The organism is Pseudomonas thermotolerans DSM 14292 (assembly GCF_000364625.1).
In the GTDB taxonomy this organism is placed as follows: domain Bacteria; phylum Pseudomonadota; class Gammaproteobacteria; order Pseudomonadales; family Pseudomonadaceae; genus Aquipseudomonas; species Aquipseudomonas thermotolerans.
This window is the reverse complement of record NZ_KB822608.1, coordinates 84,330-110,774: the sequence shown is the minus strand read 5'-3', so window position 1 is coordinate 110,774 and position 26,445 is coordinate 84,330. Positions and strand designations below refer to the sequence as shown.

The following is a 26,445-nucleotide window of genomic DNA, read 5'->3' as shown; positions in this document are numbered from 1 at the left end:
GGACGGGATTCGACAAAACGCCGCGGGACGCGCACTGCGCCCCCGGGCAGGCCAGGCATGGATGCGCGATTCCATCAGTCGCCGCGCAACAGGCGATCCAGATCCACCGGCTCGCCGGGGTGGGCGCTGAGCTTTTCGCGGATATCCTCGAACATGGCGTCGTAGTCGCGGTGGTTGCGCACCACCGGACCGAGCTGCGGATGCAGGCCGTGCTTGGCGGCCAGACGGGTCGCCACGCTGGCGAAATTGAAGGCGGTATCGCGGCGCAGTTCGAACTCCTCCTCGAAATTCCTGCCCTCGATCTCGCCGGTCATGCGGAAATGCACCAACGGCCCCTTCTCGGAATCGCTCCGGACCTCGTAATAAAGGTGGATGTCCAGCCCCTGCGTCCCCAGCCCCGGCAGGTTCACGAGATGCAGATGACCCGGTTCGAACATGGCATTGCTCCTGATGGTGGAGGGATGTGCCCATCCCTGGATAGGGCCCGTTCCCAGGCCCGGACGACCCACCCAGTCTAGCGCAAGGGCATTTCAGTGCCGCAGCGGCGCAGTGCCGCGCTCCTGTACCAGAACCCAGGGCGCCACCACCACTGCCCAGAGCTCCGGGTCGCGGACCAGGAGGTCCTCGGCACGCGACGCCTCCAGCTTGCCCAGCTGGCCGCCGGCCAGCCAGGCCGAGACGCTGGCCTTGTCGTTCTCGGCAAAGGCCACGGCCACCGCCACCAGGTCGAGATCCGCGCCGACCCAGAGCAGGGAGCCACGGGCGAAGAAGGGTTGCAGCTCCTGCCAGCCGATTCGTGCGGTCTCGCCGAGCAGCTTGGCATAGAGGGTGCTAGGTTTCTCTGTCATGGAGACCTCGATCGGACTAGTCGGTTGCGAAGGGTCGCCATGATAGCGTCGCCAAACGTGATGAATCGCCGTTTTTCTATACATTTATTGCGATTTGGCGACACACGTCCGATCCGGCCGGCCGCCCCGACTTCCAAGGCCCAGGGGCGAGCCCTACACTGTACCGGTACAGTTCGGGGGACCCGGATCGGGCACATCCCAAGGACTTGTCAGGCCTAGGCCGCGACAACAATTACAAAGGGTTTGAGTGGAGCAAAATATGAATAACACCATCCGCCGCACACTGCTGTGTACCGCCATTGCCGCCTTCTTCGGCCTGAGCGGCTGCTCGGAGCAGTCCGACACCATCAAGATCGCCCTGGCCGGGCCGACCACCGGAGCGGTTGCTCAGTACGGCGAAATGCAGATCATCGGCGCCAAGATGGCCGTCGAGCAGATCAACAAAGCCGGGGGGGTGATCGGCAAGCAGCTCGAAGCCGTAGTCTACGACGACGCCTGTGATCCCAAGCAGGCCGTGGCCGTCGCCAACAAGATCGTCAACGACAAGATCAAGTACGTGGTCGGTCACCTCTGCTCCAGCTCCACCCAGCCGGCCTCCGATATCTACGAGGACGACGGCATCCTGATGATCACCGCCGCCTCCACCAGCCCGGACATCACTAGCCGCGGCTACAAGCTGGTGTTCCGCACCATCGGTCTGGACAGCATGCAGGGGCCGGCCGCCGGCAACTACATCGCCGAGCGCATCAAGCCCTCCAACGTCGCAGTGATCCACGACAAGCAGCAGTACGGCGAAGGCATCGCCACCGCCGTGAAGGAGACCCTGGAGAGCAAGGGCATCCAGGTCGGCGTGTTCGAAGGTATCAACGCCGGCGACAAGGACTTCTCCGCGCTGATCGCCAAGCTCAAGCAGGCCAACGTGGACTTCGTCTACTACGGCGGCTACCACCCGGAACTCGGCCTGCTGCTGCGCCAGGCGCGCGAGAAGGGCCTGGACGTCAAGTTCATGGGCCCGGAGGGCGTGGGTAACAAGGAGCTCTCGGCCATCGCCGGCCCGGCTTCCGAAGGCCTGCTGGTGACCCTGCCGAAGTCCTTCGACCAGGATCCGAAGAACCAGGCGCTGGTCGAGGCCTTCAAGGCCAAGAACGAGGACCCGAGCGGCCCGTTCGTGTTCCCGGCCTATGCCGCCGTCCAGGTGATCGCGGAAAGCATCGCCAAGGTCGGCGACGACTCCGACACCGCCAAGGTGGCCGCTGCGCTGCGCTCCAACACCTTCGACACGCCGACCGGCACCCTCGCCTTCGACGAGAAGGGTGACCTGAAGGACTTCTCCTTCGTGGTCTACGAGTGGCACGAGGACGCGACCAAAACCCTCGCGGAGTAATCCGTCGCAATGAACCGAAACCCACTGTCCGGGAATCGTTGAAGTGGGTCGTCGCGGCAGCTGGCGCCGGTCCGGGCCAGTTGCCGGGCGTCCCGAGGGACGGACCAGTGCCAGCGCGATACCTGAAGTTCATCCCCCATTCGGAACCGCGGCCCGAAACCCTGAGGGCCTCTGGTGCAGCCTTCCGGCGGGGGTATCTGGCAGGGATGCCGCGAACCCGGTCCGCGCCAGCCAGCCGGCCGTGCGCCGACTAGCGGCACACCACGAACCTGGCGGAGCCTTCCGCACTTCCCGATCCGGCAGCGGGTTTTGTCTATCCGCGCTTTACGGGTCCGCGTTGCGCCACAAGCGCCTCGATCGCCAAGGCCCGAGGAGTAGGCAATGCCTGAACTCAATCACTACCTTCAGCTGTTGATCGACGGCCTGTCGGTGGGAAGCACTTATGCCCTGATCGCCATCGGCTACACCATGGTCTACGGCATCATCGGCATGATCAACTTCGCCCACGGCGAGGTTTACATGATCGGCTCGTACATCGCCTTCATCGCCATCGCCGGCCTGGCCATGCTGGGCATCGACAGCGTGGCGCTGCTGACCATCGCCGCCTTCGTTGCCAGCATGATCGTCACCAGTGCTTACGGCTACAGCATCGAACGCGTGGCCTACCGCCCGCTACGCGGCGGCAACCGGCTGATCCCGCTGATCTCGGCGATCGGCATGTCCATCGTCCTGCAGAACATGGTGCTGCTGGCCCAGGACTCCCGCGGCAAGTCGATTCCCGACCCGCTGCCGGGCAAGTTCGACCTGGTCGCTGGCGGCGCGGTGTCCATCTCCTACATGCAGGTGTTCATCTTCGTCATCACCTTCGTGGCGATGATCGGGCTGACCCTGTTCATCGCCCGTTCGCGCCTCGGTCGCGCCTGCCGTGCCACCGCCGAGGACCTGAAGATGGCCAACCTACTGGGCATCAACACCAACAACATCATCGCCCTGACCTTCGTCATCGGCGCCGCCCTGGCCGCCGTCGCCGCGGTGCTGATCAGCATGCGCTACGGCTTCATCAACCCCAACCTGGGCTTCCTCGCCGGCATCAAGGCGTTCACCGCCGCGGTACTCGGTGGCATCGGCAGCATCCCCGGCGCCATGCTCGGCGGCCTGGTCCTCGGCGTGGCCGAGGCCTTCGGCGCCGACGTATTCGGCGACCAGTACAAGGACGTGGTGGCCTTCACCCTCCTGGTGCTTCTGCTGCTGTTCCGCCCGACCGGCATCCTCGGCCGTCCGGAGGTTGAAAAGGTATGAGCCAGACCACCCATTCCCCGCTCAAGACCGCGTTCTTCAGCGCCCTGCTGGTGCTCGCGGTGGCCTACCCGGTGCTCGGCCTGAAACTGACCACCGTGGGCATCAAGCTGCAAGTCCACGGTGCCAGCCCGGCGACCCTGTGGGCCATCGCCGCCTGCGCCGTGGCGATGTTCTTCTGGCAGCTGTTCCGCGACCGCCTGGCCCGCGCCTGGCAGAGCGCGCCGCGGCTACCGAAGATCCCCGCGCGGGTCAGCAACACCCTGACCCTGCCCTCCACCCAGCGCAGGGTGATCATGGTGCTGATAGTCATCGCCCTGGCCTGGCCGTTCTTCGGCTCGCGCGGCGCGGTGGACATCGCCACCCTGGTTCTGATCTACGTACTGCTCGGCCTCGGACTGAACATCGTGGTCGGTCTGGCCGGCCTGCTCGACCTCGGCTACGTGGGCTTCTATGCGGTAGGCGCCTACAGCTACGCGCTGCTCTCCCACTACTACGGCCTGGGCTTCTGGACCTGCCTGCCGATCGCCGGGCTGATGGCCGCGCTGTTCGGCTTCGTCCTCGGCTTCCCGGTACTGCGCCTGCGCGGTGACTACCTGGCCATCGTCACCCTCGGCTTCGGCGAGATCATCCGTATCCTGCTGCGCAACATGACCGAGCTCACCGGCGGCCCCAACGGCATCAGCAACATCGACAAGCCGAGCCTGTTCGGCCTGAGCTTCGACCGCGTGGCGCCCGAGGGCATGCAGACCTTCCACGAGTTCTTCGGCCTCTCTTACCAGTCGATCAACAAGGTGATCTTCCTCTACCTGATCGCCCTGCTGCTGGTGCTGTTCGCCCTGTTCGTGATCAACCGGCTGATCCGCATGCCCATCGGCCGTGCCTGGGAAGCCCTGCGCGAGGACGAGATCGCCTGCCGCGCCCTAGGCCTCAACCCCACGGTAATCAAGCTCTCGGCGTTCACCATCGGCGCCAGCTTCGCCGGTTTCGCCGGCAGCTTCTTCGCCGCCCGCCAGGGCCTGATCACCCCCGAGTCGTTCACCTTCATCGAGTCGGCGATCATCCTCGCCATCGTGGTGGCCGGCGGCATGGGCTCGCAGCTCGGAGTGATCCTAGCTGCAGTCGTGCTGACCCTGCTGCCCGAGCTGACCCGCGAGTTCGCCGACTACCGAATGCTGATCTTCGGCGCCCTGATGGTGCTGATGATGATCTGGCGCCCGCAAGGTCTCCTGCCCATGCAACGTCCCCATCTGGAGCTGAAGCAATGAGTCGACCGATCCTGGAAGCCAGCGGCCTGACCATGCGCTTCGGCGGCCTGCTGGCGGTCAACGGCGTGAACCTGACCGTCAATCCCAAACAGGTGGTCTCGATGATCGGCCCCAACGGCGCCGGCAAGACCACCGTGTTCAACTGCCTGACCGGCTTCTACCAGCCGACCTCGGGCAGCATCCTCCTCGACGGCGAGCCGATCCACGGCCTGCCCGGCCACAAGATTGCCCGCAAGGGGGTGGTGCGCACCTTCCAGAACGTCCGCCTGTTCAAGGACATGACCGTGGTGGAGAACCTGCTGATCGCCCAGCACCGCCACCTCAACACCAACTACCTGTCCGGCCTGTTCAAAACCCCGGCCTACCGGCGCAGCGAGCGCCAGGCCATGGAGTTCGCCGCGCACTGGCTGGAGCGGGTCAACCTGCTGGACCTCGCCAACCGTCCGGCCGGCACCCTGGCCTACGGCCAGCAGCGCCGCCTGGAGATCGCCCGCTGCATGATGACCCGGCCGCGCCTGCTGATGCTCGACGAGCCCGCCGCCGGCCTCAACCCGCGCGAGACCGAGGACCTCAAGGCGCTGATCAGCGTGCTGCGCGACGAGCACGACGTCACCGTGCTGCTGATCGAGCACGACATGAAGCTGGTGATGAGCATTTCCGACTACATCTACGTGATCAACCAGGGTACGCCCCTGGCATCCGGCACGCCGGAGCAGGTCCGCAGCAACCCGGACGTGATCAAGGCCTACCTGGGAGAAGCCTGATGCTGAGGTTCGACAAGGTTTCCACCTTCTACGGCAAGATCCAGGCGCTCCACGAGGTGAGCCTGGAGGTCAACCAGGGCGAGATCGTCACCCTGATCGGCGCCAACGGCGCTGGCAAGTCCACCCTGCTGATGACCCTCTGCGGCTCGCCGCGGGCGACCAGCGGCAGCATCCGCTACCTGGGCGAGGAACTGGTCGGCCAGGAGACCTGCGACATCATGCGCAAGAGCATCGCCATAGTGCCGGAAGGCCGCCGTGTGTTCTCGCGCCTGACCGTCGAAGAGAACCTGGCGATGGGCGGCTTCTTCAGCAGCAAGCAGGAGCGGCAGGAGCAGCTGGACAAGGTGCTGGAGCTCTTCCCGCGTCTCAAGGAGCGCTTCGCCCAGCGCGCCGGCACCATGTCCGGCGGCGAGCAGCAGATGCTCGCCATCGGCCGCGCGCTGATGAGCAAGCCCAAGCTGCTGCTGCTCGACGAGCCGTCCCTGGGCCTGGCGCCGATCATCATCCAGCAGATCTTCGCGATCATCGAGCAACTGCGCCAGGACGGGGTGACCATCTTTCTGGTCGAACAGAACGCCAACCAGGCGCTCAAGCTGGCCGACCGAGCCTATGTGCTGGAGAACGGCCACATCGTCATGCAGGGCAGCGGCGACACCCTGCTGAACGATCCCAAGGTCCGCGACGCCTACCTGGGCGGCTAGCCGCCCTCCCCGCTCCCCTTCCGAGCACGGAAGGGGAGCCCCCTGAACAAATCGAAATACTAGATATTAGTTACACTCATCTTCCATACATCAATCGAGTTTTCCGCACTAACATGGCGACATTCCCATTCAGGAGGTGTCCCATGACCCAGCTGCGATCCATTCTCTCCATCCATACCGGTCAGGCGGCCTCTGACGGCGCCGGCGTGCGCCTGACCCGGGTCATCGGCGGCCCCGACCTGGAGCGCTTCGATCCCTACCTGATGCTCGATGAGTTCGGCTCGGAGAATCCCGACGACTACATCGCCGGCTTCCCGCCGCACCCGCACCGCGGCTTCGAGACCATCACCTACATGCTCGAAGGGCACATGCGTCACGAGGACCACATGGGCAACGTCGGCCGGCTGAAGAGCGGCGGCGTGCAGTGGATGACCGCCGCCCGCGGCGTGATCCACAGCGAGATGCCCGAGCAAGAGGAAGGCGTGATGCGCGGCTTCCAGCTCTGGCTCAACCTGCCGGCCAGGGACAAGCTGGGCGATCCCGGCTACCGCGACTTCGCCCCCGAGGAGATCCCGCGCCTGCGCACCGCCGTGGGCGTCGAGGTGGTGGTCATCGCCGGGCGCTTCGACGACGGCCACGAGCAGCTCGACGGCGCCGTACAGCGACCGCACACCGAGCCTCAGCTGTTCGACCTGCAGCTGCCGGCCGGCAGCACGCTGCGTCCGCGCCTGTTGGACGGCCACCGGGTGCTGCTCTACGTCTACGAGGGGGAAGTTCAGGTCAACGGCACCCGGGTCGGCCGCAGCCGCCTGGTACGCCTTTCCGAGCAGGGCTCGCTCGAGCTGGCCAGCACCTCGGGCGCCCGGGTCCTGCTGATCGCCGGCCGGCCGCTGGGCGAGCCCATCGTGCAGTACGGGCCCTTCGTGATGAACAGCCGCGAGGAGATCGAGCAGGCCCTGCGCGACTATCGTGACGGCCGGCTGACCGCCTGAGAGCTCGGCAGGGACGCTTCCACCGCCAGGAAGCGCCCCAGCACCTCGCGCTGGGCCATGGCGTCCCGGTAGCCCAGCTCGATCAGTGCGTTGCAGTAGCCCGGCTCGAACAGCAGGTAGCTGAGCAGCACCGCGCCGCCGCTGCGGGTCGCCCCAGGTCCGTAGAAAAAGGGCCGCAGGGCGCGAGGCAGCTCGGCGCGGTAGTGGGCGGCGAGCTGCTCCAGCGGCTGGCTGGGGGCGATGGTCAGCACCTCCACGGGACGCACGCCGAGGCGCGTGCGTGCGGTGTCGGAGAGCAGGCCGCTGAGCAGGTTGATGCGCTGCAGGGTCTCCAGGTCGCTTTCCAGGCTGTCCACGAAGGTGCTGTTGAGCATGTGGCCGCCGATCTGCGCCAGGCTGGGCGGCCGCCCACCGGTCGGGCGCGGCACCTCGGCATTGGCGTCGCCGTTGCGCCGGGGGCCGCTGACGCCGATCACCAGCACCCGGTTGGCCCCCAGGTGCAGCGCCGGGCTGATCGGCGCGAACTGGCGCAGAGCACCGTCGCCGAAGTACTCGCGGTGCACCTTGACCGGCGGAAACAGCATGGGGATGGCGGCACTGGCCAGCAAGTGCTCGACGTTCAGGCGGGTCGGCACCCCGACCCGGCGATGGCGGAACCAGGGATCGATGGTGGCCCGGCCCTGGTAGAAGGTCACCGCCTGGCCGGTCTCGTAGCCGAAGGCGGTGACCGCCACCGCGCGCAGGCGGCGTTGCCGCACCGCCGCGGCGATGCCGGAAAAGTCCAGCTCGCGGGCCAGGAGTTCACCCAGGGGAGCGTTGTCCAGCAGCGCCACCGGCCGGTCGCCGGCGAAGCCCAGCAGGTGGCGGGCGACGAAGCGGCCGGCCTGGCGCACCACTCCGGACCAGTCGCTGCGGTAGATGTGCCCGGTGTGGAAGCCGCGCCACACCGCGGTCAGGCGCTGGATCGCCGTGCCGAACTGCAGCGCCCCGCAGGCCAGACCGACGGCGTTCACCGCCCCGGCCGAGGTGCCGACGATCACCGGAAAGGGATTCTGGCCGGTCTCCGGCAGCAGCTCGGCAATGGCCGAGAGCACCCCCACCTGGTAGGCGGCACGAGCGCCGCCGCCGGACAGGATCAGTCCGGTCACCGGCGACGGCGAAGGACTCTGCTCCGGCATCTCGCTCCTCCCTGTCGATCAGCTGCCGCGGCGCTTGCGGTACAGCTTGGGCTCCCCTTCGGGCCGGGTCTTGAAGCGTCGGTGCGCCCACAGGTACTGCTCGGGGCACTGGCGGATGACGCCTTCCACCCACTGGTTGATGCGCAGGCAATCGGCTTCCTCGCTCTCCCCGGGGAAGTCCTCCAGCGGCGGATGCACGATGAGCCGGTAGCCCGAACCGTCCGCTAGGCGCACCTGGGTGAAGGGCATCACCAGGGCGCGGCCCAAGCGGGCGAACTTGCTGGTGGCGGTGACGGTCGCCGCCTGGATGCCGAACAGCGGCACGAACAGGCTCTGCTTGCGGCCGTAGTCCTGATCCGGCGCGTACCAGATCGCCCGTCCGGCGCGCAGCAGCTTGAGCATGCCGCGCACGTCCTCGCGCTCCACAGCGGTGGAGTCCAGGTTGTGGCGTTCGCGCCCCATGCGCTGCAGGTAGTCGAACACCGGATTCTTGTGTTCGCGGTACATGCCGTCGATGGTGTGCTGCTGGCCGAGCAGCGCCGCGCCGATCTCCAAGGTGGTGAAGTGGGCGGCCATGAGGATCACCCCCCGGCCTTCGGCCTGTGCCTTCTTCAGGAGCTCCAGGCCCTCGATGTGGGCCAGCTTGCGCAGGCGCTTCTTCGGCCACCACCAGCTGATGGCCATCTCGAAGAAGGCGATGCCCATGGACGCGAAGTTCTCCCGAAGCAACCGCTGGCGCTCCGCATCGGCAAGTTCGGGGAAGCACAGCTCCAGGTTGCGCGCGGCGATGTGCCGGCGCGATCCGGCCAGGGCGTACATCAGGGCGCCGAGCAGCCGGCCCAGCCGCAGCAGCGCCGGATAGGGCAGTTGGGCGACCAGCCAGAGCAGACCGATACCCAGCCACAGCGGCCAAAAGCGCGGATGCAGGAAATAGGCTCGAAAACGCGGACGATCCATGGAAGATTCCGGACAGGGGACATGGCCGGGCATTCTACACGGCACGCGCGGCTTGCGGCCGCATGACGGTTCTCGCTATAAGTCCCCGCTACTTTCCGCACACAGCCACAGGCCCTGCAGGCACAATGAGCCAAGCCGACCTCCTCGACCAAGCCCCCGTGTTCCAGCTCAAGGGCAGCATGCTTGCCATCACCGTGCTGGAGCTCACCCACAACGACCTCGCCCGCCTAGACGCCCAGTTGCTGGCGAAAGTGGCCGAAGCCCCCAACTTCTTCAGCAACATTCCCCTGGTGCTGGCCCTCGACAAGCTGCCGGAGGACTGCGGCGAGCTCGACCTGGCCGAGCTGCAGGCCGTCTGCAAGCGCCACGGCCTGTGCATCATGGCCATCCGCACCGAACGCGAGGAGCACATCGCCCGCGCCCGCGAGCTGGACCTGGCAGTGCTGCCGCCGTCCGGGGCGCGGGAACGGCTGATCGAGCCGGCGGAAAGCGCCGAGGCGCGACGCAAGGCGGAGAAGCCCAGGGAGCCGGAGGTGCGTCCGACCAAGGTGGTCACCACCCCGGTGCGCGGCGGCATGCAGGTCTACGCCGAGGGCGGCGACCTGGTGGTGCTGGCCTCGGTCAGTGCCGGCGCGGAACTTCTCGCCGACGGCAACATCCATGTGTACGGACCGATGCGCGGTCGTGCTCTGGCGGGGGTCAAGGGCAATGCCAAGGCCCGGATCTTCTGCCAGCGCCTGGGTGCCGAACTGCTCTCCATCGCCGGCAAGTACAAGGTCGCCGAGGACCTGCGCCGCGACCCGGCCTGGGGCGATGCAGTGCACGTCAGCCTGTCGGGAGATGTGTTGAAGATCACCCGGCTTTAACGGATACTGCCGCACATTTTCAAGGACCTGAAATCCTTTCATTAGGGGTGAATCACCTTGGCCAAGATCCTCGTAGTCACTTCCGGCAAGGGTGGCGTGGGCAAAACCACCACCAGCGCTGCAATCGGCACCGGCCTCGCCCTGCGTGGGCACAAAACCGTCATCGTCGACTTCGACGTCGGTCTGCGCAACCTTGACCTGATCATGGGCTGCGAGCGGCGCGTGGTGTATGACTTCGTCAACGTCATCAATGGCGAGGCCACCCTCACCCAGGCCCTGATCAAGGACAAGCGCCTGGAGAATCTCTACGTCCTGGCCGCCAGCCAGACCCGCGACAAGGACGCCCTGACCCTGGAAGGCGTCGGCAAGGTGATGGACGAGCTGCGCGAAAGCTTCGAATACATCGTCTGCGACTCCCCGGCCGGCATCGAGAAGGGTGCCCACCTGGCCATGTACTTCGCCGACGAGGCCATCGTGGTCACCAACCCTGAAGTCTCCTCGGTGCGCGACTCCGACCGCATGCTCGGCCTGCTGGCCAGCAAGTCGCGGCGCGCCGAACAGGGCGAAGAGCCGATCAAGGAACACCTGCTGCTGACCCGCTACAACCCCGAGCGCGTCAGCAAGGGCGAAATGCTCGGTGTCGAGGACGTCGAGGAAATCCTCGCCATCCGTCTGCTTGGCGTCATTCCGGAGTCCCAGGCAGTTCTCAAGGCCTCTAACCAAGGCGTTCCGGTGATTCTCGACGAGCAGAGCGACGCCGGCCAGGCGTACAGCGACGCCGTCGACCGCCTGCTCGGCAAGGAGCTGCCGCACCGCTTCCTTGACGTGCAGAAGAAAGGGCTTCTGCAGCGCCTGTTCGGAGGTAGGGAATGAATATTTTTGACTTCTTTCGTGAGCGCAAGAAGCAGTCCTCTGCCGCGGTCGCGAAAGAGCGTCTCCAGATCATCGTCGCTCACGAGCGCGGACAGCGCAGCAAGCCGGACTATCTGCCCGACCTGCAGAAAGAACTGGTGGAAGTGATCCGCAAGTACGTCAACATCGACATCGACCAGGTTCAGGTCGCCCTGGAGAACCAGGGGAACTGCTCGATCCTCGAGCTCAACGTCACCCTGCCGGATCGCTGATCCCGGAGTGGATGGAAACGGCGGCCACGGCCGCCGTTTTCGTTCGTGAACCCCATGCCGCTTGCCAACATCGAAATCCTCCATGCCGACCCCGCCATCCTGGTGGTCAACAAGCCGACCCTGCTGCTCTCGGTGCCCGGTCGCGCCGAGGACAACCGCGACTGCCTGATCACCCGCCTGCAGGAGAACGGCTACCCCGAGGCGCGCATCGTCCACCGACTGGACTGGGAGACCTCCGGGCTGCTCCTCCTGGCCCGCGACGCCGACAGCCACCGCGAGCTGTCCCGGCAGTTCCACGACCGCGAGACCGAGAAGGCCTACACCGCCCTGTGCTGGGGCGAGCCGGAACTGGACAGCGGACGCATCGAGCTGCCGCTACGCTACGACCCGCCGACCAAGCCGCGCCACGTGGTCTGCTTCGAGCACGGCCGCCATGCCCTGACCTTCTGGCGCGTACTGGAGCGCTGCGGCCACTACAGCCGAGTCGAGCTGACCCCGATCACCGGCCGCTCCCATCAGCTGCGGGTGCACATGCTGGCTATCGGCCATCCACTGCTTGGCGACCGACTCTACGCCCACCCCGAGGCCCTCGCCGCCCACCAGCGGCTGTGCCTGCACGCTAGCATGCTGGCCTTCACCCATCCACGGACCGGTGAGCGCCTGCGCTTCCACTGCCCGGCGCCCTTCTAGGCCATCGCGGCGCCTTTATCGGCTTTTCCGCGCGATCTCGGTAAACTCCGGGCATTGCAGTTGGAGTCCCGTATGCCCGTCGATCTGAATCAAGGCCTCATCGACTTCCTGAAGGCCTCGCCCACGCCCTTCCACGCCACCGCCAGCCTGGCCAAGCACCTCGAGGCGGCCGGCTACCAGCGCCTCGACGAACGCGACGCCTGGCACCCCGAGCCCGGCGGCCGCTACTACGTCACCCGCAACGACTCCTCGCTGATCGCCGTGCGCCTCGGCAAGCGCTCCGCACTGGAGAGCGGCCTGCGCCTGGTCGGCGCGCACACCGACAGCCCCTGCCTGCGGGTCAAGCCGAACCCCGAGCTACTGCGTCAGGGCTTCCTGCAGCTGGGCGTGGAGGTCTACGGCGGCGCCCTGCTGGCGCCCTGGTTCGACCGCGACCTGTCCCTGGCGGGCCGGGTCACCTTCCGCGAGAGCGGCAAGGTGCAGAGCCAACTGATCGACTTCCGCGCGCCCATCGCGGTGATCCCCAACCTGGCCATCCATCTCAACCGCGAGGCCAACCAGGGCTGGCCGATCAACGCCCAGAACGAACTGCCGCCGATCCTCGCCCAGGTACCGGGCCACGAGCCCTACGACTTCCGCGCCCTGCTCGCCGAGCAGCTGACCCGCGAGCACGGCATCAACGCCGACGCGGTACTCGACTACGAGCTGAGCTTCTACGACACCCAGCCGGCGGCCCTGGTGGGGCTGGACGGCGACTTCATCGCCGGGGCCCGGCTGGACAACCTGCTGTCCTGCTACGCCGGCCTGCAGGCACTGCTCGCCGCCAAGGGCGAGGAAGCCTGCGTGCTGGTCTGTACCGACCACGAGGAAGTGGGCTCCTGCTCGGCCTGCGGCGCCGACGGCCCCTTCCTCGAGCAGGTGCTGCGCCGCCTGCTGGGGGAGGACCAGTCCGGCTTCGCGCGGACCATCCAGAAGTCCCTGCTGGTCTCCGCCGACAACGCCCACGGCGTGCACCCCAACTATGCCGACAGGCACGACGGCAACCACGGCCCCAAGCTCAACGCCGGCCCGGTGATCAAGATCAACTCCAACCAGCGCTACGCTACCAACAGCGAGACCGCCGGCTTCTTCCGCCATCTCTGTCTGGAGAACGAGGTGCCCGTGCAGAGCTTCGTGGTGCGCAGCGACATGGGCTGCGGCTCGACCATCGGACCGATCACCGCCAGCCAGCTGGGCGTGCGCACCGTGGACATCGGCCTGCCGACCTTCGCCATGCACTCGATCCGCGAACTGGCCGGCAGCCAGGACCTGGCCCATCTGGTCAAGGTGCTGACCGCCTTCTACGCCAGCCCTGAACTACCCTGAGCCCGTCCCCGGAGGGAGAGGGGAAACCAGATGTCCCTCTTCCTCGCCCCGGCCCCGACACGCAGATACCGGAAAAGCCGGGCCGCTTGGGGTAGTGCCCCACAGGGAGCGACGGGCGCCCGTCGATGTGCCATGAAAGGCAATGCGCCTGGAAGCCCGCTGCAGACCGCAGGCGCCCCCTGGGAAGCGCCCCATCTATGCCGTCATCTCGCGCAACGATTGGCCACAGCTGCGCCGGGTAACGCATGCCCAGGCGGGGTGACCCAGCCCTGGTACTGCACCCATGCCGCACAACTGGGACACAACTGGGACAGCCTGGCCTGGACCAGCGAAGCCAATCCACGCCACGGCAGACAGCCCTATGCCTGCGACTGACCAGCCTCAGCCCAGGCGCTCGTCGATCAGCAGCACCAGCTTGCCGGCCACCTGGTTGCTGGCCAGCGTGGCGAAGGCGGCCTCCGCGTCCCTGGCCGGGAGGCTGCGTTCCAGGCGCGGCGAAAGCCGGCCCTCGGCGAACAGCGGCCAGACCTGCTCGCGCAGATCGCCGATCAGCCGCGCCTTAAACTCGGCATCGCGGTTACGCAAGGTAGAGCCGATCAGTTGCACCCGCTTGCCGAGCAGCAGGGCCAGATCCAGCTCCGCCTTGCGCCCGCCCATCAGGCCGATGTTCACCCAACGCCCGTCGTGGGCTAGCAGAGCCAGATTGAGCGCCGCATAGCTGCCGCCCACCGGATCGAGGATCACGTCGAAGGGCCCGAAATCGCGCAGCCCCTCCAGGCCGCTGCCGCGGATCACCCCGCCCTGGGCACCAAGGGATTCGCAATAGGCCAGCCGCTCGGCGGAGCCGACGCTGACCCAGCAGGGATTGCCGAACGCCTTGCATAGCTGGATAGCCGCCGACCCCACGCCGCTGGCTCCGGCGTGCAGCAGTACCTTCTCGCCGGGCTTGAGGGCGGCCAGCCAGAACAGGTTGAGCCAGGCGGTGGCATAGACTTCCGGCAGCGCCGCCGCCTCACGCAGATCCAGGCCTTCCGGCACCGGCAGCACATGGCGGGCGTCGACTACGACTTCCTCGGCCATGCCACCGCCGGCCAGCAGGGCGCAGACCCGGTCGCCGACCTGCCAGGAACTGCCGGTGCCCACCTCGCTGACCACCCCGGCGCACTCCAGGCCGAGGATGTCGCTGGCCCCCGGCGGCGGCGGATAGAGCCCGGCCCGCTGCAGCAGGTCCGCACGGTTCAGCCCGGCGGCCGCCACCCGGATGCGCACCTGGCCAGCATCGCAGGCCGGAGTCGGTCGTTCCACCCATTCCAGGCGTCCTTCAATGCCTTGCAATGCCTTCACAGTGCCTCCATAGTGATGCCATGAGCCCAGCCCGCGGCTGGGCTTTCTTTTTCATTACGCGACGGCCCCATTGAACCGTCGCCCGCAAAGACGGCCTAATATGCTTGATCAACTGTCACACGTCGAACCCGCAGCATGAAGCGCTTCCTTCCCCGCACCGCCCTTGCCCTCGTCCTCGGTCTCAGCGCGCTGCCGGTTTTCGCCAGCAGCAAGGCCGGCAACCCGTGGGACAGCCTGCAGCCCGACCGCGAGCAGGTGATCGCCAGTCTCAACGTGGTGGAACTGCTCAAACGCCACCACTACAGCAAGCCGCCGCTGAACGACGCCCGCTCGGTACTGATCTACGAAGGCTACCTGAAGATGCTCGACCCGGCGCGCAGCTACTTCACCGCAGCGGACATCGCCGAGTTCGAGCGCTGGAAGACCAAGTTCGACGACCTGCTGAAGAGCGGCGACCTGGGGCCCGGCTTCAGCATCTACAAGCGCCACCTGGACCGTCTCAAGGAACGCCTGGAGTTCGTCCTGGCCGAGCTGGACAAGGGCATCGACAAGATCGACTTCACCCTCGACGAGACCCTCGAGACCGATCGCGAGAACGCCCCCTGGGCCAAGGACTCCGCGGAGCTCGATGAGCTCTGGCGCAAGCGCCTGAAAGACGAGGTACTGCGCCTGAAGATCGCCGGCAAGGACGACAAGGCAATCCAGGAACAGCTGACCAAGCGCTACAAGAACCAGCTGCTGCGCCTAAGCCAGACCCGCAGCGAGGACATCTTCCAGACCTACATCAACGCCTTCGCGCAGTCCTATGACCCCCACACCAACTACCTGTCGCCGGAGAGCGCGGAGAATTTCGACATCAACATGAGCCTGTCGCTGGAAGGCATAGGCGCAGTGCTGCAGAGCGACAACGACTACGTGAAGATCGTCCGCCTGGTGCCTGCCGGCCCGGCCGAGAAGAGCAAGCAACTGGCCCCGGCCGACAAGATCATCGGCGTGGCCCAGGGTGACGGCGAGATGGTCGACGTGGTGGGCTGGCGCCTCGACGAGGTGGTCAAGCTGATCCGCGGCCCCAAGGGATCGGTGGTTCGCCTGGAGGTGATCCCGGCCAGCAACGCGCCCAACGACGAAACCAGCAAGGTGGTGGCCATCACCCGCGAGGCGGTCAAGCTGGAAGAGCAGGCAGCCAAGAAGTCGGTCCTCAAGCTCGAGCATGAGGGCAAGCAGTTCACCCTCGGGGTGATCGAGATCCCCGCCTTCTACCTGGACTTCAAGGCCTACCGGGCCGGCGATCCCAACTACCGGAGCACCACCCGCGACGTCAAACGGCTGATCGACGAGCTGCAGAAGGACAAGGTCGACGGCATCGTCATCGACCTGCGCAACAACGGCGGCGGTTCCCTACAGGAGGCCGCCGAGCTGACCGGACTGTTCATCGGCCAGGGTCCCACCGTGCTGGTGCGCAACAGCGACGGCCGGGTCGACGTGCTTGCCGACGAGAGCAAGAGCCCCTACTACACCGGCCCGTTGGCGGTGCTGGTCAACCGCCTGTCGGCCTCCGCCTCGGAGATCTTCGCCGGCGCCATGCAGGACTACCACCGCGCCCTGATCCTCGGCGGCCAAACCTTCGGCAAGGGCACGGTGCAGACCATCCAGCCGCTCAACCACGGCGAGCTGAAGCTGACCCTAGCGAAGTTCTACCGGGTCTCCGGGCAGAGCACCCAGCACCAGGGGGTGATCCCCGATATCGAGTACCCCTCGGTGGTGGACACTAAGGAGATCGGCGAGAGCGCCCTGCCCGAGGCCATGCCCTGGGACAGCATCCGCCCGGTGATCAAGCCCGACAACAACCCCTTCAAGCCGTTCCTGGCCGAGCTCAAGGCCCGTCACGACGCCCGCGTCGCGCAGAACCCGGACTTCGTGTTCACCCGCAACCGCCTGGCCCTTAGCCAGGAGCTGATGCGCGAGACCACGGTGAGCCTCAACGAGGCCAAGCGCCGCGCCCAGCAGGCGGAGATCGAGGCCCGCCAGTTGGCCATGGAGAACGCCAAGCGCAAAGCCAAGGGCGAGGAGCCGCTCAAGGAGCTGAAGAAGGAGGACGAGGACGCTCTGCCGGCCAGGGACGAGAAGCTCAAGCCGGAAGAGGACGCCTATCTGGTGGAGACCGGGCAGATCATGCTCGACTACCTAGGCCTCAGCTCGGCGCTCGCCAAACACTGAGCCTCTTCAAGGAAAAGGCGGTCCGGGACTGGGACCGCCTTTTTCACTTCCCGCCGAAAAGCTCGGCGCAGCCTGCAGCTGCGACTACAACCCCAGCTCCGCGGCCCGCGCCGCGTAGCGCTCGGCCTCGACGGGGTCCGGTGCCAGACCGTGGCCACCGTCGCGGTACAGCTCAGCCAGGCGGCGAGCCGCCAGGGGATGCCCAGCAGCCGCGGCCATACCCAACCAGCGCGCCGCCTCCAGACCATCCGGCGCCTGGCGGGCATCCCCGGCCAGACTCAACACGCCCAACTGGTAGGCGGCCTTGGCATCACCCGCGTTGGCGGCCAGGCGCAGCAGACGGACGCCCTCCTCGCGGGCGCCGAAGCCCTGGCCGCGGAACAGCAGCAGATGGCCGTAGAAGCTCTGCGCGGCCGTATCCCCCAGCGCCGCCATGCGTGCGTACTGACCCTGCATCCATTGCCAGGCACGCGGCCTGGCCACTACCCAACGCCAGCGCAGCAGGGAGCGCGCCACCCTGTAGCCCAACCGGGCACGCAGTTTCCAGTGCCACATTCAGACGCCCTCGGGATAGTCGTATTCGAACACTCGGGCCACCTCGGCGGCGTGCCAGGAAGCCGCTGCCACACCGTCAGACGGTCCGGAGAAGCGCCCTAGGCGCTCCACGCTCTCGAAGAAACCGGTACGCGGCAGGCGGCTGGCACCCTGGCTGATCACCAGGGCGCTACGCAGTGGACGGTCGGCCCGGGCGTCCAGTGCGGCCAGGTGTTCCAGGGCTGCCGTGAGGGTTTGCATGGCGGGTGTGGGTAGTTCGAGGCGCTCGATGAGCGCGCGGTAGGTCAGCAGGTGGCGTTGCCGGCGGGCTTCGGCGAGCTCATGCAACAACGCCTCCCACTGTTGGCGGCTAATACGTATGCTCACATGTCATCTCCCCAGCCATCCACTCCGAGATTCCACGCCAGGGCGCGCCGGATTGCCGAGTCCGGTTGCCGCTCTCCTTTTTCGATCATAGCCAAATAGTGCGGACTGATGCCGACCGCTCGCGCCAATTGTTCCTGGGTCAGCCCCTTGCCCTCGCGCAGCTCGGCGAGACAGGCCAGGGTCGGTCGCCCGGGCACGGCAGGGGCACTACTGGCAGCCTCGGTCGCTGCCGCAGGTGCCGGACGACCGGCGGCGTGCAGCAGAGTCTGATACTCGGCCCAGGGCAGCACGGCGTATTCCGGCTCGCCATCGCGCATGATCACTTGCACGTTCATGGTGGGATCCTTGCTCTCGGTGAAACAAGCCATCTTAACAGGGCCTCAGCGTCGTCCACCCGCCTCTTGCCCGAGCTCGGGCGGGGTTAGCAGCGCCTGCTGCTTGTCCACGGGCTGGGCGTCCCGCCAGGCGCGGAACGCCTCCAGCTCCTGCCTCCAAGTGGCGAACACCCAAGCCAGGACGGCGAAGTCGTCGATCAGCCCCAGCCCCAACAAAAGATCGGGGATGGCGTCCAGCGGCGAGAGAAAGTACAGCAGTGCGGCGACCACGGCGACCAGCGCCTGCGGGCTGACGGCCCGGTACTCGCCGCGCCACCAGGCCACGCAGAGCGCCTGCAGCAGCCGCAACTCTTCCCTGACCCCGGCCAGTCGCCAGCTCTGCCGGATGCTCTTGCGACTCACCGCGGCAAGCAGCAATGGCAGGCGGCCACTACGCAGGAAACGCTGCGCCTGGGTCAGGTAACGCTTGAGGTTCCACGGAGTCTTCATCGCCACCTCCCGGCAATTCCCCGCCCTAAAGGGCCTGCGCGGGTTATCCACCAAAGCTGTGGACAACTCTGTCGAAAAAACCTGAATGAGCGCCGCAAAGCCGCATGCCATGCAGCTTTCCGACAAATCGGGCAAATTTTGCCCACCAGGAAAAATTCAAAATAAATCAATTGGTTATACAAGAACCTAGGTTACAAGATGGTTCCACGAGGCCCGGCTGAGAACGGCTCTCACAATGTGCATAACCGTAACACTGAAGAATCTATCGCTCCTGTTCTGACCACCGGTTCACGCAATATGTCCCCCAGAAACGACAACGCCCCGCAGAGACGGGGCGTTGCTGACCAACCATCGGGGGACTTACTGCTGCTCTTCGTCGCCGTCCACCGGCTTGATGCCGAGCAACTCGACGTCGAACACCAGCACCGAGTTGGCGGGGATCGCAGGGCTCGGGCTCTGCTCGCCATAGGCCAGCTCGCTGGGGATGTAGAACTTGTACTTCTCGCCCACGTGCATCAGCTGTAGGCCTTCCACCCAGCCGGGGATCACGCCGCTGACGGGCAGGTCGATGGGGCTGCCGCGCTCGATGGAGCTGTCGAACACCTGGCCGTCGGTGAGGCGGCCCTCGTAGTGCACGGTGACCACGTCGGTGGGTTTCGGCTGGGCGCCCTCGGCCTTCTTGAGCACTTCGTACTGCAAGCCGGACTGGGTGGTGGTCACCCCTTCGCGCTTGCCGTTCTCCTCGAGGAACTTCTTGCCGGCCGCGGCGGTTTCCTCGTTGAGCTTGGCCATGCGCTCCTCGGAGCGTTGCTGCAGGAAAGCGAAGGCTTCCATCAGCTCCTCGTCCTTCAGGCGCTGCTCGCGTTTGGCCAGCGCGTCCTCGATGCCCTGGGCGACGGCCTTGGAATCCAGATCATCCATGCCTTCCTGGGCCAGGCTGCGGCCCATGTTCAGGCCAATTCCGTAGGAAGCTTTCTGTGCCGGAGTTTTCAACTCCACGGCGGCTTGCTGGTCGCAACCGGCGAGAACCAGGCCGACCAACGCTACTGCGGCCGCCAAACGATGCTGTCTCATGCTGTTTCCTTGGTCCGTACCCACGCAGTGGGGCTGTCGAGTGAAGATGCGAGCTTATCAGGCCTGCGTGATCACTGGCTACGAGGATATGAACAGCAAAACCCGAATAGGTTCAGGGATCTGGAAAGCGAAGGAGAGAGGGGAAGAAGGGGGACTGCAGGATGGGAAAAATGGCGCAGCGGACGGGACTCGAACCCGCGACCCCCGGCGTGACAGGCCGGTATTCTAACCGACTGAACTACCGCTGCGCGTTACCCCAAGATTGGTGGGTGGTGACGGGATCGAACCGCCGACCCTCTGCTTGTAAGGCAGATGCTCTCCCAGCTGAGCTAACCACCCATCGTCTCGGTGTGGCGCGCATTCTACGGAGCACCCTCCCCCCTGGCAAGCTCTTTTTGAAGAAATTTCTTTCGGTGCAGCAAAGAGTTAGCTCAGGGTTGGCCTCATCGACCATGCAGAGAATAATGCGCCCCTTCGTGTGCACCGCCAGGAGATTCTTCCACCATGTGGTTCCGCAACCTGCTCGTCTATCGCCTCACCCAGGACATTTCCTTCGATGCCGAACGTTTGGAAGCCGCGCTGGCCGGCAAGCCCGCCCGCCCCTGCGCCAGCCAGGAGCTGACCACCTACGGCTTCGTCGCGCCCTTCGGCAAAGGCGAGGACGCGCCTCTGGTGCACGCCAGCCAGGACTTCCTGCTGATCGCCGCACGCAAGGAGGAACGCCTCCTGCCCAGCAGCGTGGTCAAGGACGCTCTCAAGGAGAAGGTGGAGGAAATCGAGACCGCGCAGATGCGCAAGGTCTACAAGAAGGAACGCGAACAGCTGAAGGACGAGATCATTCAGGCCTTCCTGCCGCGCGCCTTCATCCGCCGCTCGCAGACCTTCGCCGCCATCGCCCCGAAACTCGGCCTGATCCTGGTCAACAGCGCCAGCACGCGGCGTGCCGAGGACCTGCTGTCGACCCTGCGCGAAGCCCTGGGCTCGCTGCCGGTGCGGCCGCTGTCGGTGAAAGTCGCGCCCAGCGCCACCCTGACCGACTGGGTGAAGGCCCAGCAGGCCGCGCCGGACTTCACCGTGCTCGACGAGTGCGAGCTGCGTGACACCCACGAGGACGGCGGCGTGGTGCGCTGCAAGCGCCAGGACCTGACCAGCGACGAGATCCAGCTGCACCTGTCCACCGGCAAGCAGGTCACCCAGCTGGCCCTGGCCTGGCAGGACAAGCTGTCCTTCGTGCTGGACGACAAGCTGGTCATCAAGCGGCTGCGCTTCGAGGATCTGCTGACCGAGCAGGCCGAGCAGGACGGCGGCGACGATGCCCTGGCCCAGCAGGACGCCAGCTTCACTCTGATGATGCTGACCTTCAGCGAGTTTCTCCCGGCCCTGTTCGAGGCGCTCGGCGGCGAGGAAATCCCCCAGGGCATCTGACCCCGGCCATAATCCGGACCGCCGCGGCGCACGGGATTGCCCCGGAGGTCAGGTTTTGCCAGAATGCCGCGGCCGGGGACGACCCCGGCCTCCGTTCGAATAATGTTGGGGACGACCCCGGCACGCGTGCTGGAGGTCAGCATGTCCTGGATCATCCTGTTCTTCGCCGGCCTGTTCGAGGTCGCTTGGGCCGTCGGCCTGAAATACACCGAGGGCTTCACCCGCCCGCTTCCCACCCTGCTCACCGTCGCCGCCATGCTGGTCAGCCTCGGCCTGCTCGGCCTGGCCATGAAGCAGCTGCCGCTGGGCACCGCCTATGCGGTATGGACCGGGGTCGGCGCGGTGGGTACGGTGATCGCCGGCATCCTGCTGTTCGGCGAATCCGTGGCCCTGCTGCGCCTGGCCAGCGTGGCGCTGATCGTCACCGGGCTGGTGGGCCTCAAGCTCAGCCACTGAGCGGCGCCGGGCGGTGCTCTGATCCGCGCCTTTCCCCTGCGCGCCCAGACGCGCCCCGCCCCGGCTTTTGCCGCTGCCCGGCGAATCCGGCACACTAGGCGCCCCGAGCAATTGCTCGTTTCAGATCCCACAGCAGATTTGGTATGACCCATTCTCCGTTCCGCCGCCTGGCCTTCGGCATCCTGCGTCGCCTGCTCTACCTCTGGGTACGTTCCGAGACCATCAACCAGTCCGCGTTCAGCCTCAAGCTGGACCGCAGCAGACCGATCTTCTACGTGCTGCAGCAGCCGTCGCTGAGCGACCTGGCGGTTCTCGACACGGAATGCAGCAAGGCCGGCCTGCCGCGCCCGGTGCTGCCGGTGGCACTCGGCGGCCAGACGGAACCGGCCGGGTTCTTCTACCTGAACCGCGAGCACGCCTGGTTCGGCCGCCGCGACCCGCGCGGCAACTCGCCGACCCTGCTGCGCCTGGTCAACGCCATCGGCCAGCACGCCGTGGAGGACGCGCAGATCATTCCGGTCAGCGTGTTCTGGGGCCAGTCGCCGGATCGCGAGACCAGCCCCTGGAAGCTGCTGTTCGCGGATACCTGGGCAGTCACCGGGCGGCTGCGCCGGCTGATCAACATTCTCATCCTCGGCCGCAAGACCCGCGTGCAGTTCTCCGCGCCCATCCACCTGCGCGAGCTGATCGACCAGGGCAAGGGCCAGGAACGCACCCTGCGCATGGTCCAACGCATCCTTCGGGTGCACTTTCGCAACCAGAAGACCGCGGTGATCGGCCCGGACCTCTCGCACCGCCGCAACCTGGTCAAGGGTCTGATCCACGCCCCGCTGGTACGCCAGGCCATCGCCGAGGAGGCCGAGCGCGAGAAGGTCACCCTGGCCAAGGCCGAGGCCACCGCGCTGCGCTACGGCAACGAGATCGCCTCGGACTACACCTACACCGCGGTGCGCTTCCTCGAGGTGGTGCTGTCCTGGTTCTGGAACAAGATCTACGACGGCATCCGCGTCAACCGCATCGACAGCGTGCAGGAGATCGCCCAGGGCCATGAGGTGATCTACGTGCCCTGCCACCGCAGCCACATCGACTACCTGCTGCTCTCCTACATCCTGTTCCGCAACGGCCTGACCCCGCCGCACATCGCCGCCGGGATCAACCTCAACATGCCGCTGATCGGTGGCCTGCTGCGCCGCGGCGGAGCCTTCTTCATGCGCCGCACCTTCCGCGGCAACCCGCTGTACACCGCGGTGTTCAACGAATACCTGCACACCCTGTACACCAAGGGCTTCCCGGTGGAGTACTTCGTCGAGGGCGGCCGCTCGCGCACCGGACGCATGCTGCAGCCGAAGACCGGGATGCTGGCCATCACCCTGCGCAGCTTCCTGCGCTCCAGCCGCCTGCCGATCGTCTTCGTGCCGGTGTACATCGGCTACGAGCGCGTCTTGGAGGGCCGCACCTACCTGGGCGAACTGCGCGGCGCGGCTAAGAAGAAGGAATCCATCTTCGACCTGTTCAAGGTGCTAGGCGCGCTCAAGCAGCGCTTCGGCCAGGTCTGGGTGAACTTCGGCGAGCCGATCGAGCTGGCCGAGTTCCTCGACCAGCAGCAGCCCGGCTGGCGTGACCAGGAGCTCGGCCCGCAGTACCGCCCGGAATGGCTCACCGAGACCACCAACCGCCTGGCCGTGCGGGTCGCCCAGCACCTCAACGAGGCGGCGGCGGTCAACCCGGTCAACTTGGTGGCCCTGGCGATCCTTTCCACCCACCGCCAGGCCCTGGACGAGAACGCCCTGGTGCGCATCCTCGACCTCTACCTCGCGCTGCTTCGCCAGGTGCCCTACTCGCCCTGCGTGACCCTGCCCGACGGCGACGGCAAGGCGCTGCTGGAGTTCGTCAAGGGCATGCGGCTGATCGACGAGCAGAAGGACGCCCTGGGCAACATCTGCTACCTGGACGAGCAGAACGCGGTGCTGATGACCTACTACCGCAACAACGTGCTGCACATCTTCGCCCTGCCGGCGCTGCTCGCCAGCTTCTTCCAGAGCAGCGCGCGAATCAGCCGCGAGCAGATCCTGCGCTACGTGCACGCCCTCTACCCCTACCTGCAGGCCGAGTTGTTCATCCGCTGGAAGCGCGACGAGCTGGACGCAGTGGTGAACCAGTGGCTGGAGGCACTGGTCGGCCAGGGCCTGCTCAAGGTCGAGGCGGACGTCTACATCCGCCCGGCACCCAGCTCGAGGCAGTTCGTATTCCTCACCCTGTTGTCGCGAGCCATAGTGCCGACCCTGCAGCGCTTCTACATGGCCATCGCCCTGCTGCTGAACGCCGGGCAGAACGCCCTGAGCGCCGAGGAGCTGGAGAACCTGTCCACGGTGATGGCCCAGCGCCTGTCGGTGCTGCATGGTTTGAACGCCCCGGAGTTCTTCGACAAGACGCTGTTCCGCAACTTCATCCAGACCCTGCTGGACGAGGGTGTGCTGCGCCGCGACGAAGCCGGCAAGCTCAGCCACCATCCGGCCCTCGCCGAGGTGGTCGAGGGAGTCGCCAAGCGTGTGCTGCCGGCCGAGCTGCGCCTGTCGATCCGCCAGGTCGCCCTGGACCGCAGCGAGGAGCCGGCCGCCCCGGCGGCCTGAGCCGCCGGCAACGCGGTCCGGCGACGGACCGGACTGCGTCTTCCCGGCTACAATGGCTGCCCCATGCCTCCGGGGTAGCCCATGGACATCGAGCTCGCCCGTACCTTCCTGGCCATCGTCCGCAGCGGCAGCTTCATCGCCGCCGCCGAGCGCCTGCACGTCACCCAGACCGCCATCACCGCCCGGGTGCAGAACCTGGAAAGCCGGCTCGGCTGCCGGCTGTTCGTGCGCAACCGTGCCGGCGCACGCCTGACCGCCGACGGCGAGGCTTTCGTGGTCTACGCCAACCAGCTGGTGCAGACCTGGGACGCGGCGCAGCGCGACCTGCCGCTGCTCGCCGGCTACCGCAACGTGCTCCACGTCGGTGGCGAGGTGAGCCTGTGCAACCCGTTGATGCTCGACTGGGTTCGGGAACTGCGCGAGCGCATCCCCGGCCAGGCGATCCGCGCCGAGGTGGGCGAGGCCGAGCAGCTGCTGCATCGCCTGGAGATCGGCGTGCTGGATGCCGCGCTGGTCTACCGGCCGGTCTATTGGCCGGGCCTGCAGGTGGAACAGCTGCTCGAGGAGAAGCTCATCCAGATCCGCGATCCGGTGCGCCCCGAGCCCTACGTCTACATCGACTGGGGCGAGGACTTCCGCCGCCAGCACGACGCCGCCCTGCCAGACAAGGCCAAGGCGGCGCTGGGCTTCAACCTCGGCCCGCTGGCCCTGCAGTACATCCTCGACCAGGGTGGCTCCGGCTACTTCCGCAGCCGGGTGGTACACAGCTACCTGGACCGCGGCATCCTCGAACGGGTGCCCAAGGCCCCGGAGTTCAGCTACCCCACCTACCTGGTCTATTCCCGCGAACGCGACTCCGAGGCGCTACAACAGGCCCTGCAGCTGGTCCGCGAGGTGAGCCGCCGCGACAGCGACTGGTCACAGCGCTGGGATCCGATGATCTAGGCCAGACGGGCGACCAGCTCGCGCTGCAGCGCGGCGATAACGTCGGTCTGGGTGATCACCCCAACCAGCGCCCCCCGCTCCATCACCGGCAGGCAGTGCAGCCCCTGGTCGGCCAGCAGGGGGATCAGTTCGACCACGTGGGCAGCACTGTCCACCCAGACCACCGGCTGGGTCATCAACTGGGCGACCGGTACCTGACGGCGCCGGACGCGGCGCCCGAACAGGTAGCCGCGACGCGCCTGGCGGGCATGGCCGATGAGGTCGATGAGGCTGAGGATGCCCACCAGACGGCGCTCGCCGTCGAGGACCGGCAGGGCCTTCAGGTGATGGTACTCGAACAGCTGCAGGGCCTCCTCGACGCTGGTCTCGGGACCGACCCAGCGTAGGTCGCGGGCCATGATCTGCCCGGCCGTGATGCCCCCCATGGAGCGCTGCAGGGCGTGCTTCTCGGTAACCCGCACGATGCGCTCCAGCTCCTCGCAGGTGAGGTCGACGAACCCGCCCAGCTCGTCCAGGGCCTGCGCCAGATCCACCGGCTGGATGCCGACCCGCGCCACCGGCGCCGGATCCCCGGTGTTGTGCAGCGCGACCGGCGGAGCCGCCAGCCTGGGATAGCGCATCCGCGTCAGGTTGTTGTAGAGCAGCGCGCAGCCTAGCAGGCAGAGCACGTTGAACAGCACAGGGAGCAGCACCCAGGGGCCCAGCATGGCCAGTTCGGGGCCGCCGCTGGTCACGCAGAAGGCCAGCCCGCCGGCCGGCGGATGCAGGCAGCGCAACGGACACATCAGCAGCAGCGCCAGCCCCACCGCCAGGCCGGCGACCGGCAGCGAGCCACCCTGAAAGTGCAGCAGCAGCGCGCCCACCAGGGTTGCCACCAGGTAGCTGCCGAGCAGCGGCCAAGGCTGCGCCAGGGCCCCGGAGGACACCGCGAAGACCAGCACTGCCGAGGCGGCCAGGGGGCCGAACAGATGGCCGGTCACCGCCGGGCCGAACAGCTGCTGGCCCAGCCAGGTGCAGAGCAGCATGGCCAGGCTCGCGCCCAGACCCGCCCGCAGCCATTCGCGCGGACGGGTGGTGATGGCCTGTGGAACGAAGGCGTGCAGCCAGTCGAGAAAGGCGGAACGAGGTTGCGTCATGGTGTCGGCAAGCAGGGATGCGTCGAGAAAGCGAGGCTCG

27 protein-coding genes and 2 tRNA genes are annotated in these 26,445 nt (G+C 66.7%); 16 read left to right on the top strand and 13 right to left on the bottom strand.

Translation table 11 applies throughout. The features are described 5' to 3' along the window. Positions 1-74 precede the first annotated feature (74 nt). Entirely contained in the window at positions 75-437 is a 363-nt protein-coding gene (locus H165_RS0109565; RefSeq protein WP_017938713.1) for a DUF5064 family protein, read from the bottom strand. Positions 438-530: 93 nt separating this feature from the next. Next, positions 531-848, bottom strand: a complete 318-nt coding sequence (locus tag H165_RS0109560) for a DUF2288 domain-containing protein (RefSeq protein ID WP_017938712.1) — start codon at positions 846-848, stop codon at positions 531-533. 259 nt (positions 849-1,107) lie between these two features. Here H165_RS0109560 and H165_RS0109555 point away from each other — a divergent pair, with 259 nt between their 5' ends. The 6 genes from H165_RS0109555 to H165_RS0109530 all read left to right on the top strand — a co-directional run bounded on the left by H165_RS0109555 (position 1,108) and on the right by H165_RS0109530 (position 7,253). Next, positions 1,108-2,232: a branched-chain amino acid ABC transporter substrate-binding protein gene (locus H165_RS0109555; RefSeq protein ID WP_017938711.1), complete on the top strand. Its 1,125-nt coding sequence runs from the start codon at positions 1,108-1,110 to the stop codon at positions 2,230-2,232. A gap of 381 nt (positions 2,233-2,613) precedes the next feature. After that, a complete protein-coding gene (gene livH, locus H165_RS0109550; protein ID WP_017938710.1) occupies positions 2,614-3,531 on the top strand; it encodes a high-affinity branched-chain amino acid ABC transporter permease LivH in 918 nt (305 codons plus the stop codon). Next, positions 3,528-4,796 (top strand): high-affinity branched-chain amino acid ABC transporter permease LivM, encoded by a 1,269-nt coding sequence (locus H165_RS0109545; protein ID WP_017938709.1) that lies wholly within the window; start codon positions 3,528-3,530, stop codon positions 4,794-4,796. The genes livH and H165_RS0109545 overlap by 4 nt, the downstream gene beginning before the upstream one ends. Next, on the top strand, positions 4,793-5,560 hold the full coding sequence (gene livG / locus H165_RS0109540) for a high-affinity branched-chain amino acid ABC transporter ATP-binding protein LivG (protein ID WP_017938708.1): 768 nt from the start codon (positions 4,793-4,795) through the stop codon (positions 5,558-5,560). Before H165_RS0109545 ends, livG begins: the two co-directional genes overlap by 4 nt. Beyond that, complete coding sequence (locus tag H165_RS0109535; RefSeq protein WP_017938707.1) at positions 5,560-6,261, top strand: ABC transporter ATP-binding protein; 702 nt, start codon at positions 5,560-5,562, stop codon at positions 6,259-6,261. The genes livG and H165_RS0109535 overlap by 1 nt, the downstream gene beginning before the upstream one ends. A gap of 143 nt (positions 6,262-6,404) precedes the next feature. Continuing rightward, entirely contained in the window at positions 6,405-7,253 is an 849-nt protein-coding gene (locus tag H165_RS0109530) for a pirin family protein (RefSeq protein WP_017938706.1), read from the top strand. Here H165_RS0109530 and H165_RS0109525 read toward each other — a convergent pair. Together H165_RS0109525 and H165_RS0109520 are read right to left on the bottom strand one after the other, a co-directional pair. After that, on the bottom strand, positions 7,226-8,431 hold the full coding sequence (locus H165_RS0109525) for a patatin-like phospholipase family protein (RefSeq protein WP_017938705.1): 1,206 nt from the start codon (positions 8,429-8,431) through the stop codon (positions 7,226-7,228). The two genes, H165_RS0109530 and H165_RS0109525, sit on opposite strands and share 28 nt — an antisense overlap. A gap of 18 nt (positions 8,432-8,449) precedes the next feature. After that, positions 8,450-9,388, bottom strand: a complete 939-nt coding sequence (locus tag H165_RS0109520) for a lipid A biosynthesis lauroyl acyltransferase (protein ID WP_017938704.1) — start codon at positions 9,386-9,388, stop codon at positions 8,450-8,452. Positions 9,389-9,513: 125 nt separating this feature from the next. On the opposite strand from H165_RS0109520, the gene minC reads away from it, so the two are divergent. The 5 genes from minC to H165_RS0109495 all read left to right on the top strand — a co-directional run bounded on the left by minC (position 9,514) and on the right by H165_RS0109495 (position 13,433). Continuing rightward, entirely contained in the window at positions 9,514-10,254 is a 741-nt protein-coding gene (gene minC / locus H165_RS0109515) for a septum site-determining protein MinC (protein ID WP_017938703.1), read from the top strand. A 57-nt stretch (positions 10,255-10,311) separates the two neighbouring features. Continuing rightward, a complete protein-coding gene (gene minD, locus H165_RS0109510) occupies positions 10,312-11,127 on the top strand; it encodes a septum site-determining protein MinD (protein ID WP_017938702.1) in 816 nt (271 codons plus the stop codon). After that, positions 11,124-11,378, top strand: coding sequence for a cell division topological specificity factor MinE (gene minE / locus H165_RS0109505; protein WP_017938701.1), 255 nt, complete (start codon positions 11,124-11,126; stop codon positions 11,376-11,378). Before minD ends, minE begins: the two co-directional genes overlap by 4 nt. Positions 11,379-11,432: 54 nt before the next feature. Further along, a complete protein-coding gene (locus tag H165_RS0109500; RefSeq protein ID WP_026146513.1) occupies positions 11,433-12,068 on the top strand; it encodes an RluA family pseudouridine synthase in 636 nt (211 codons plus the stop codon). 72 nt (positions 12,069-12,140) lie between these two features. Next, positions 12,141-13,433, top strand: coding sequence for a M18 family aminopeptidase (locus H165_RS0109495; RefSeq protein WP_017938699.1), 1,293 nt, complete (start codon positions 12,141-12,143; stop codon positions 13,431-13,433). A 381-nt stretch (positions 13,434-13,814) separates the two neighbouring features. Here the strand turns inward: H165_RS0109495 and H165_RS0109490 are convergent, their stop codons facing one another. Then, complete coding sequence (locus H165_RS0109490) at positions 13,815-14,777, bottom strand: NAD(P)H-quinone oxidoreductase (protein ID WP_026146512.1); 963 nt, start codon at positions 14,775-14,777, stop codon at positions 13,815-13,817. Positions 14,778-14,912: 135 nt separating this feature from the next. Here H165_RS0109490 and H165_RS0109485 point away from each other — a divergent pair, with 135 nt between their 5' ends. Next, positions 14,913-16,994 (top strand): carboxy terminal-processing peptidase, encoded by a 2,082-nt coding sequence (locus tag H165_RS0109485; protein ID WP_017938697.1) that lies wholly within the window; start codon positions 14,913-14,915, stop codon positions 16,992-16,994. An 84-nt stretch (positions 16,995-17,078) separates the two neighbouring features. Here the strand turns inward: H165_RS0109485 and H165_RS0109480 are convergent, their stop codons facing one another. From H165_RS0109480 to H165_RS0109450, 7 genes are all read right to left on the bottom strand, one after another. After that, on the bottom strand, positions 17,079-17,549 hold the full coding sequence (locus H165_RS0109480; protein WP_017938696.1) for an SEL1-like repeat protein: 471 nt from the start codon (positions 17,547-17,549) through the stop codon (positions 17,079-17,081). After that, a complete protein-coding gene (locus H165_RS0109475; protein WP_026146511.1) occupies positions 17,550-17,915 on the bottom strand; it encodes a hypothetical protein in 366 nt (121 codons plus the stop codon). Then, on the bottom strand, positions 17,912-18,250 hold the full coding sequence (locus H165_RS0109470; protein WP_026146510.1) for a helix-turn-helix transcriptional regulator: 339 nt from the start codon (positions 18,248-18,250) through the stop codon (positions 17,912-17,914). Before H165_RS0109470 ends, H165_RS0109475 begins: the two co-directional genes overlap by 4 nt. Before the next feature lie 45 nt (positions 18,251-18,295). Next, a complete protein-coding gene (locus tag H165_RS0109465; protein ID WP_026146509.1) occupies positions 18,296-18,739 on the bottom strand; it encodes a YkvA family protein in 444 nt (147 codons plus the stop codon). A 360-nt stretch (positions 18,740-19,099) separates the two neighbouring features. Further along, complete coding sequence (locus H165_RS0109460; RefSeq protein WP_026146508.1) at positions 19,100-19,813, bottom strand: BamJ family beta-barrel-assembly machinery protein; 714 nt, start codon at positions 19,811-19,813, stop codon at positions 19,100-19,102. A gap of 171 nt (positions 19,814-19,984) precedes the next feature. Next, a tRNA-Asp gene (locus H165_RS0109455) sits at positions 19,985-20,061 on the bottom strand. A gap of 15 nt (positions 20,062-20,076) precedes the next feature. Then, positions 20,077-20,152: transfer RNA gene (locus H165_RS0109450), tRNA-Val, on the bottom strand. A 165-nt stretch (positions 20,153-20,317) separates the two neighbouring features. Between H165_RS0109450 and rdgC the strand changes: the two genes are divergently transcribed. The 4 genes from rdgC to H165_RS0109430 all read left to right on the top strand — a co-directional run bounded on the left by rdgC (position 20,318) and on the right by H165_RS0109430 (position 25,269). Beyond that, entirely contained in the window at positions 20,318-21,238 is a 921-nt protein-coding gene (gene rdgC, locus H165_RS0109445; protein WP_017938691.1) for a recombination-associated protein RdgC, read from the top strand. A gap of 141 nt (positions 21,239-21,379) precedes the next feature. Beyond that, on the top strand, positions 21,380-21,694 hold the full coding sequence (sugE, locus tag H165_RS0109440) for a quaternary ammonium compound efflux SMR transporter SugE (protein WP_017938690.1): 315 nt from the start codon (positions 21,380-21,382) through the stop codon (positions 21,692-21,694). Positions 21,695-21,837: 143 nt separating this feature from the next. Continuing rightward, complete coding sequence (gene plsB, locus H165_RS0109435; RefSeq protein ID WP_017938689.1) at positions 21,838-24,324, top strand: glycerol-3-phosphate 1-O-acyltransferase PlsB; 2,487 nt, start codon at positions 21,838-21,840, stop codon at positions 24,322-24,324. An 81-nt stretch (positions 24,325-24,405) separates the two neighbouring features. After that, on the top strand, positions 24,406-25,269 hold the full coding sequence (locus H165_RS0109430; protein WP_017938688.1) for a LysR family transcriptional regulator: 864 nt from the start codon (positions 24,406-24,408) through the stop codon (positions 25,267-25,269). Here the strand turns inward: H165_RS0109430 and H165_RS0109425 are convergent. After that, positions 25,266-26,405, bottom strand: coding sequence for an HPP family protein (locus H165_RS0109425; protein WP_026146507.1), 1,140 nt, complete (start codon positions 26,403-26,405; stop codon positions 25,266-25,268). The genes H165_RS0109430 and H165_RS0109425 overlap by 4 nt on opposite strands. Positions 26,406-26,445 lie beyond the last annotated feature (40 nt).

Bases quoted from the DNA above. Each gene is read 5' to 3' on its own strand.
- H165_RS0109500 (WP_026146513.1), top strand. From the start codon at position 11,433: ATGCCGCTTGCCAACATCGAAATCCTCCATGCCGACCCCGCCATCCTG.
- H165_RS0109565 (WP_017938713.1), bottom strand. From the start codon at position 437: ATGTTCGAACCGGGTCATCTGCATCTCGTGAACCTGCCGGGGCTGGGG.
- H165_RS0109480 (WP_017938696.1), bottom strand. From the start codon at position 17,549: ATGTGGCACTGGAAACTGCGTGCCCGGTTGGGCTACAGGGTGGCGCGC.
- H165_RS0109525 (WP_017938705.1), bottom strand. From the start codon at position 8,431: ATGCCGGAGCAGAGTCCTTCGCCGTCGCCGGTGACCGGACTGATCCTG.
- H165_RS0109465 (WP_026146509.1), bottom strand. From the start codon at position 18,739: ATGAAGACTCCGTGGAACCTCAAGCGTTACCTGACCCAGGCGCAGCGT.
- H165_RS0109470 (WP_026146510.1), bottom strand. From the start codon at position 18,250: ATGAACGTGCAAGTGATCATGCGCGATGGCGAGCCGGAATACGCCGTG.
- minC (WP_017938703.1), top strand. From the start codon at position 9,514: ATGAGCCAAGCCGACCTCCTCGACCAAGCCCCCGTGTTCCAGCTCAAG.
- H165_RS0109560 (WP_017938712.1), bottom strand. From the start codon at position 848: ATGACAGAGAAACCTAGCACCCTCTATGCCAAGCTGCTCGGCGAGACC.
- H165_RS0109530 (WP_017938706.1), top strand. From the start codon at position 6,405: ATGACCCAGCTGCGATCCATTCTCTCCATCCATACCGGTCAGGCGGCC.
- H165_RS0109495 (WP_017938699.1), top strand. From the start codon at position 12,141: ATGCCCGTCGATCTGAATCAAGGCCTCATCGACTTCCTGAAGGCCTCG.
- livG (WP_017938708.1), top strand. From the start codon at position 4,793: ATGAGTCGACCGATCCTGGAAGCCAGCGGCCTGACCATGCGCTTCGGC.
- H165_RS0109535 (WP_017938707.1), top strand. From the start codon at position 5,560: ATGCTGAGGTTCGACAAGGTTTCCACCTTCTACGGCAAGATCCAGGCG.
- sugE (WP_017938690.1), top strand. From the start codon at position 21,380: ATGTCCTGGATCATCCTGTTCTTCGCCGGCCTGTTCGAGGTCGCTTGG.
- rdgC (WP_017938691.1), top strand. From the start codon at position 20,318: ATGTGGTTCCGCAACCTGCTCGTCTATCGCCTCACCCAGGACATTTCC.
- livH (WP_017938710.1), top strand. From the start codon at position 2,614: ATGCCTGAACTCAATCACTACCTTCAGCTGTTGATCGACGGCCTGTCG.
- H165_RS0109520 (WP_017938704.1), bottom strand. From the start codon at position 9,388: ATGGATCGTCCGCGTTTTCGAGCCTATTTCCTGCATCCGCGCTTTTGG.
- H165_RS0109425 (WP_026146507.1), bottom strand. From the start codon at position 26,405: ATGACGCAACCTCGTTCCGCCTTTCTCGACTGGCTGCACGCCTTCGTT.
- H165_RS0109555 (WP_017938711.1), top strand. From the start codon at position 1,108: ATGAATAACACCATCCGCCGCACACTGCTGTGTACCGCCATTGCCGCC.
- H165_RS0109460 (WP_026146508.1), bottom strand. From the start codon at position 19,813: ATGAGACAGCATCGTTTGGCGGCCGCAGTAGCGTTGGTCGGCCTGGTT.
- plsB (WP_017938689.1), top strand. From the start codon at position 21,838: ATGACCCATTCTCCGTTCCGCCGCCTGGCCTTCGGCATCCTGCGTCGC.
- H165_RS0109430 (WP_017938688.1), top strand. From the start codon at position 24,406: ATGGACATCGAGCTCGCCCGTACCTTCCTGGCCATCGTCCGCAGCGGC.
- H165_RS0109545 (WP_017938709.1), top strand. From the start codon at position 3,528: ATGAGCCAGACCACCCATTCCCCGCTCAAGACCGCGTTCTTCAGCGCC.
- H165_RS0109485 (WP_017938697.1), top strand. From the start codon at position 14,913: ATGAAGCGCTTCCTTCCCCGCACCGCCCTTGCCCTCGTCCTCGGTCTC.
- minE (WP_017938701.1), top strand. From the start codon at position 11,124: ATGAATATTTTTGACTTCTTTCGTGAGCGCAAGAAGCAGTCCTCTGCC.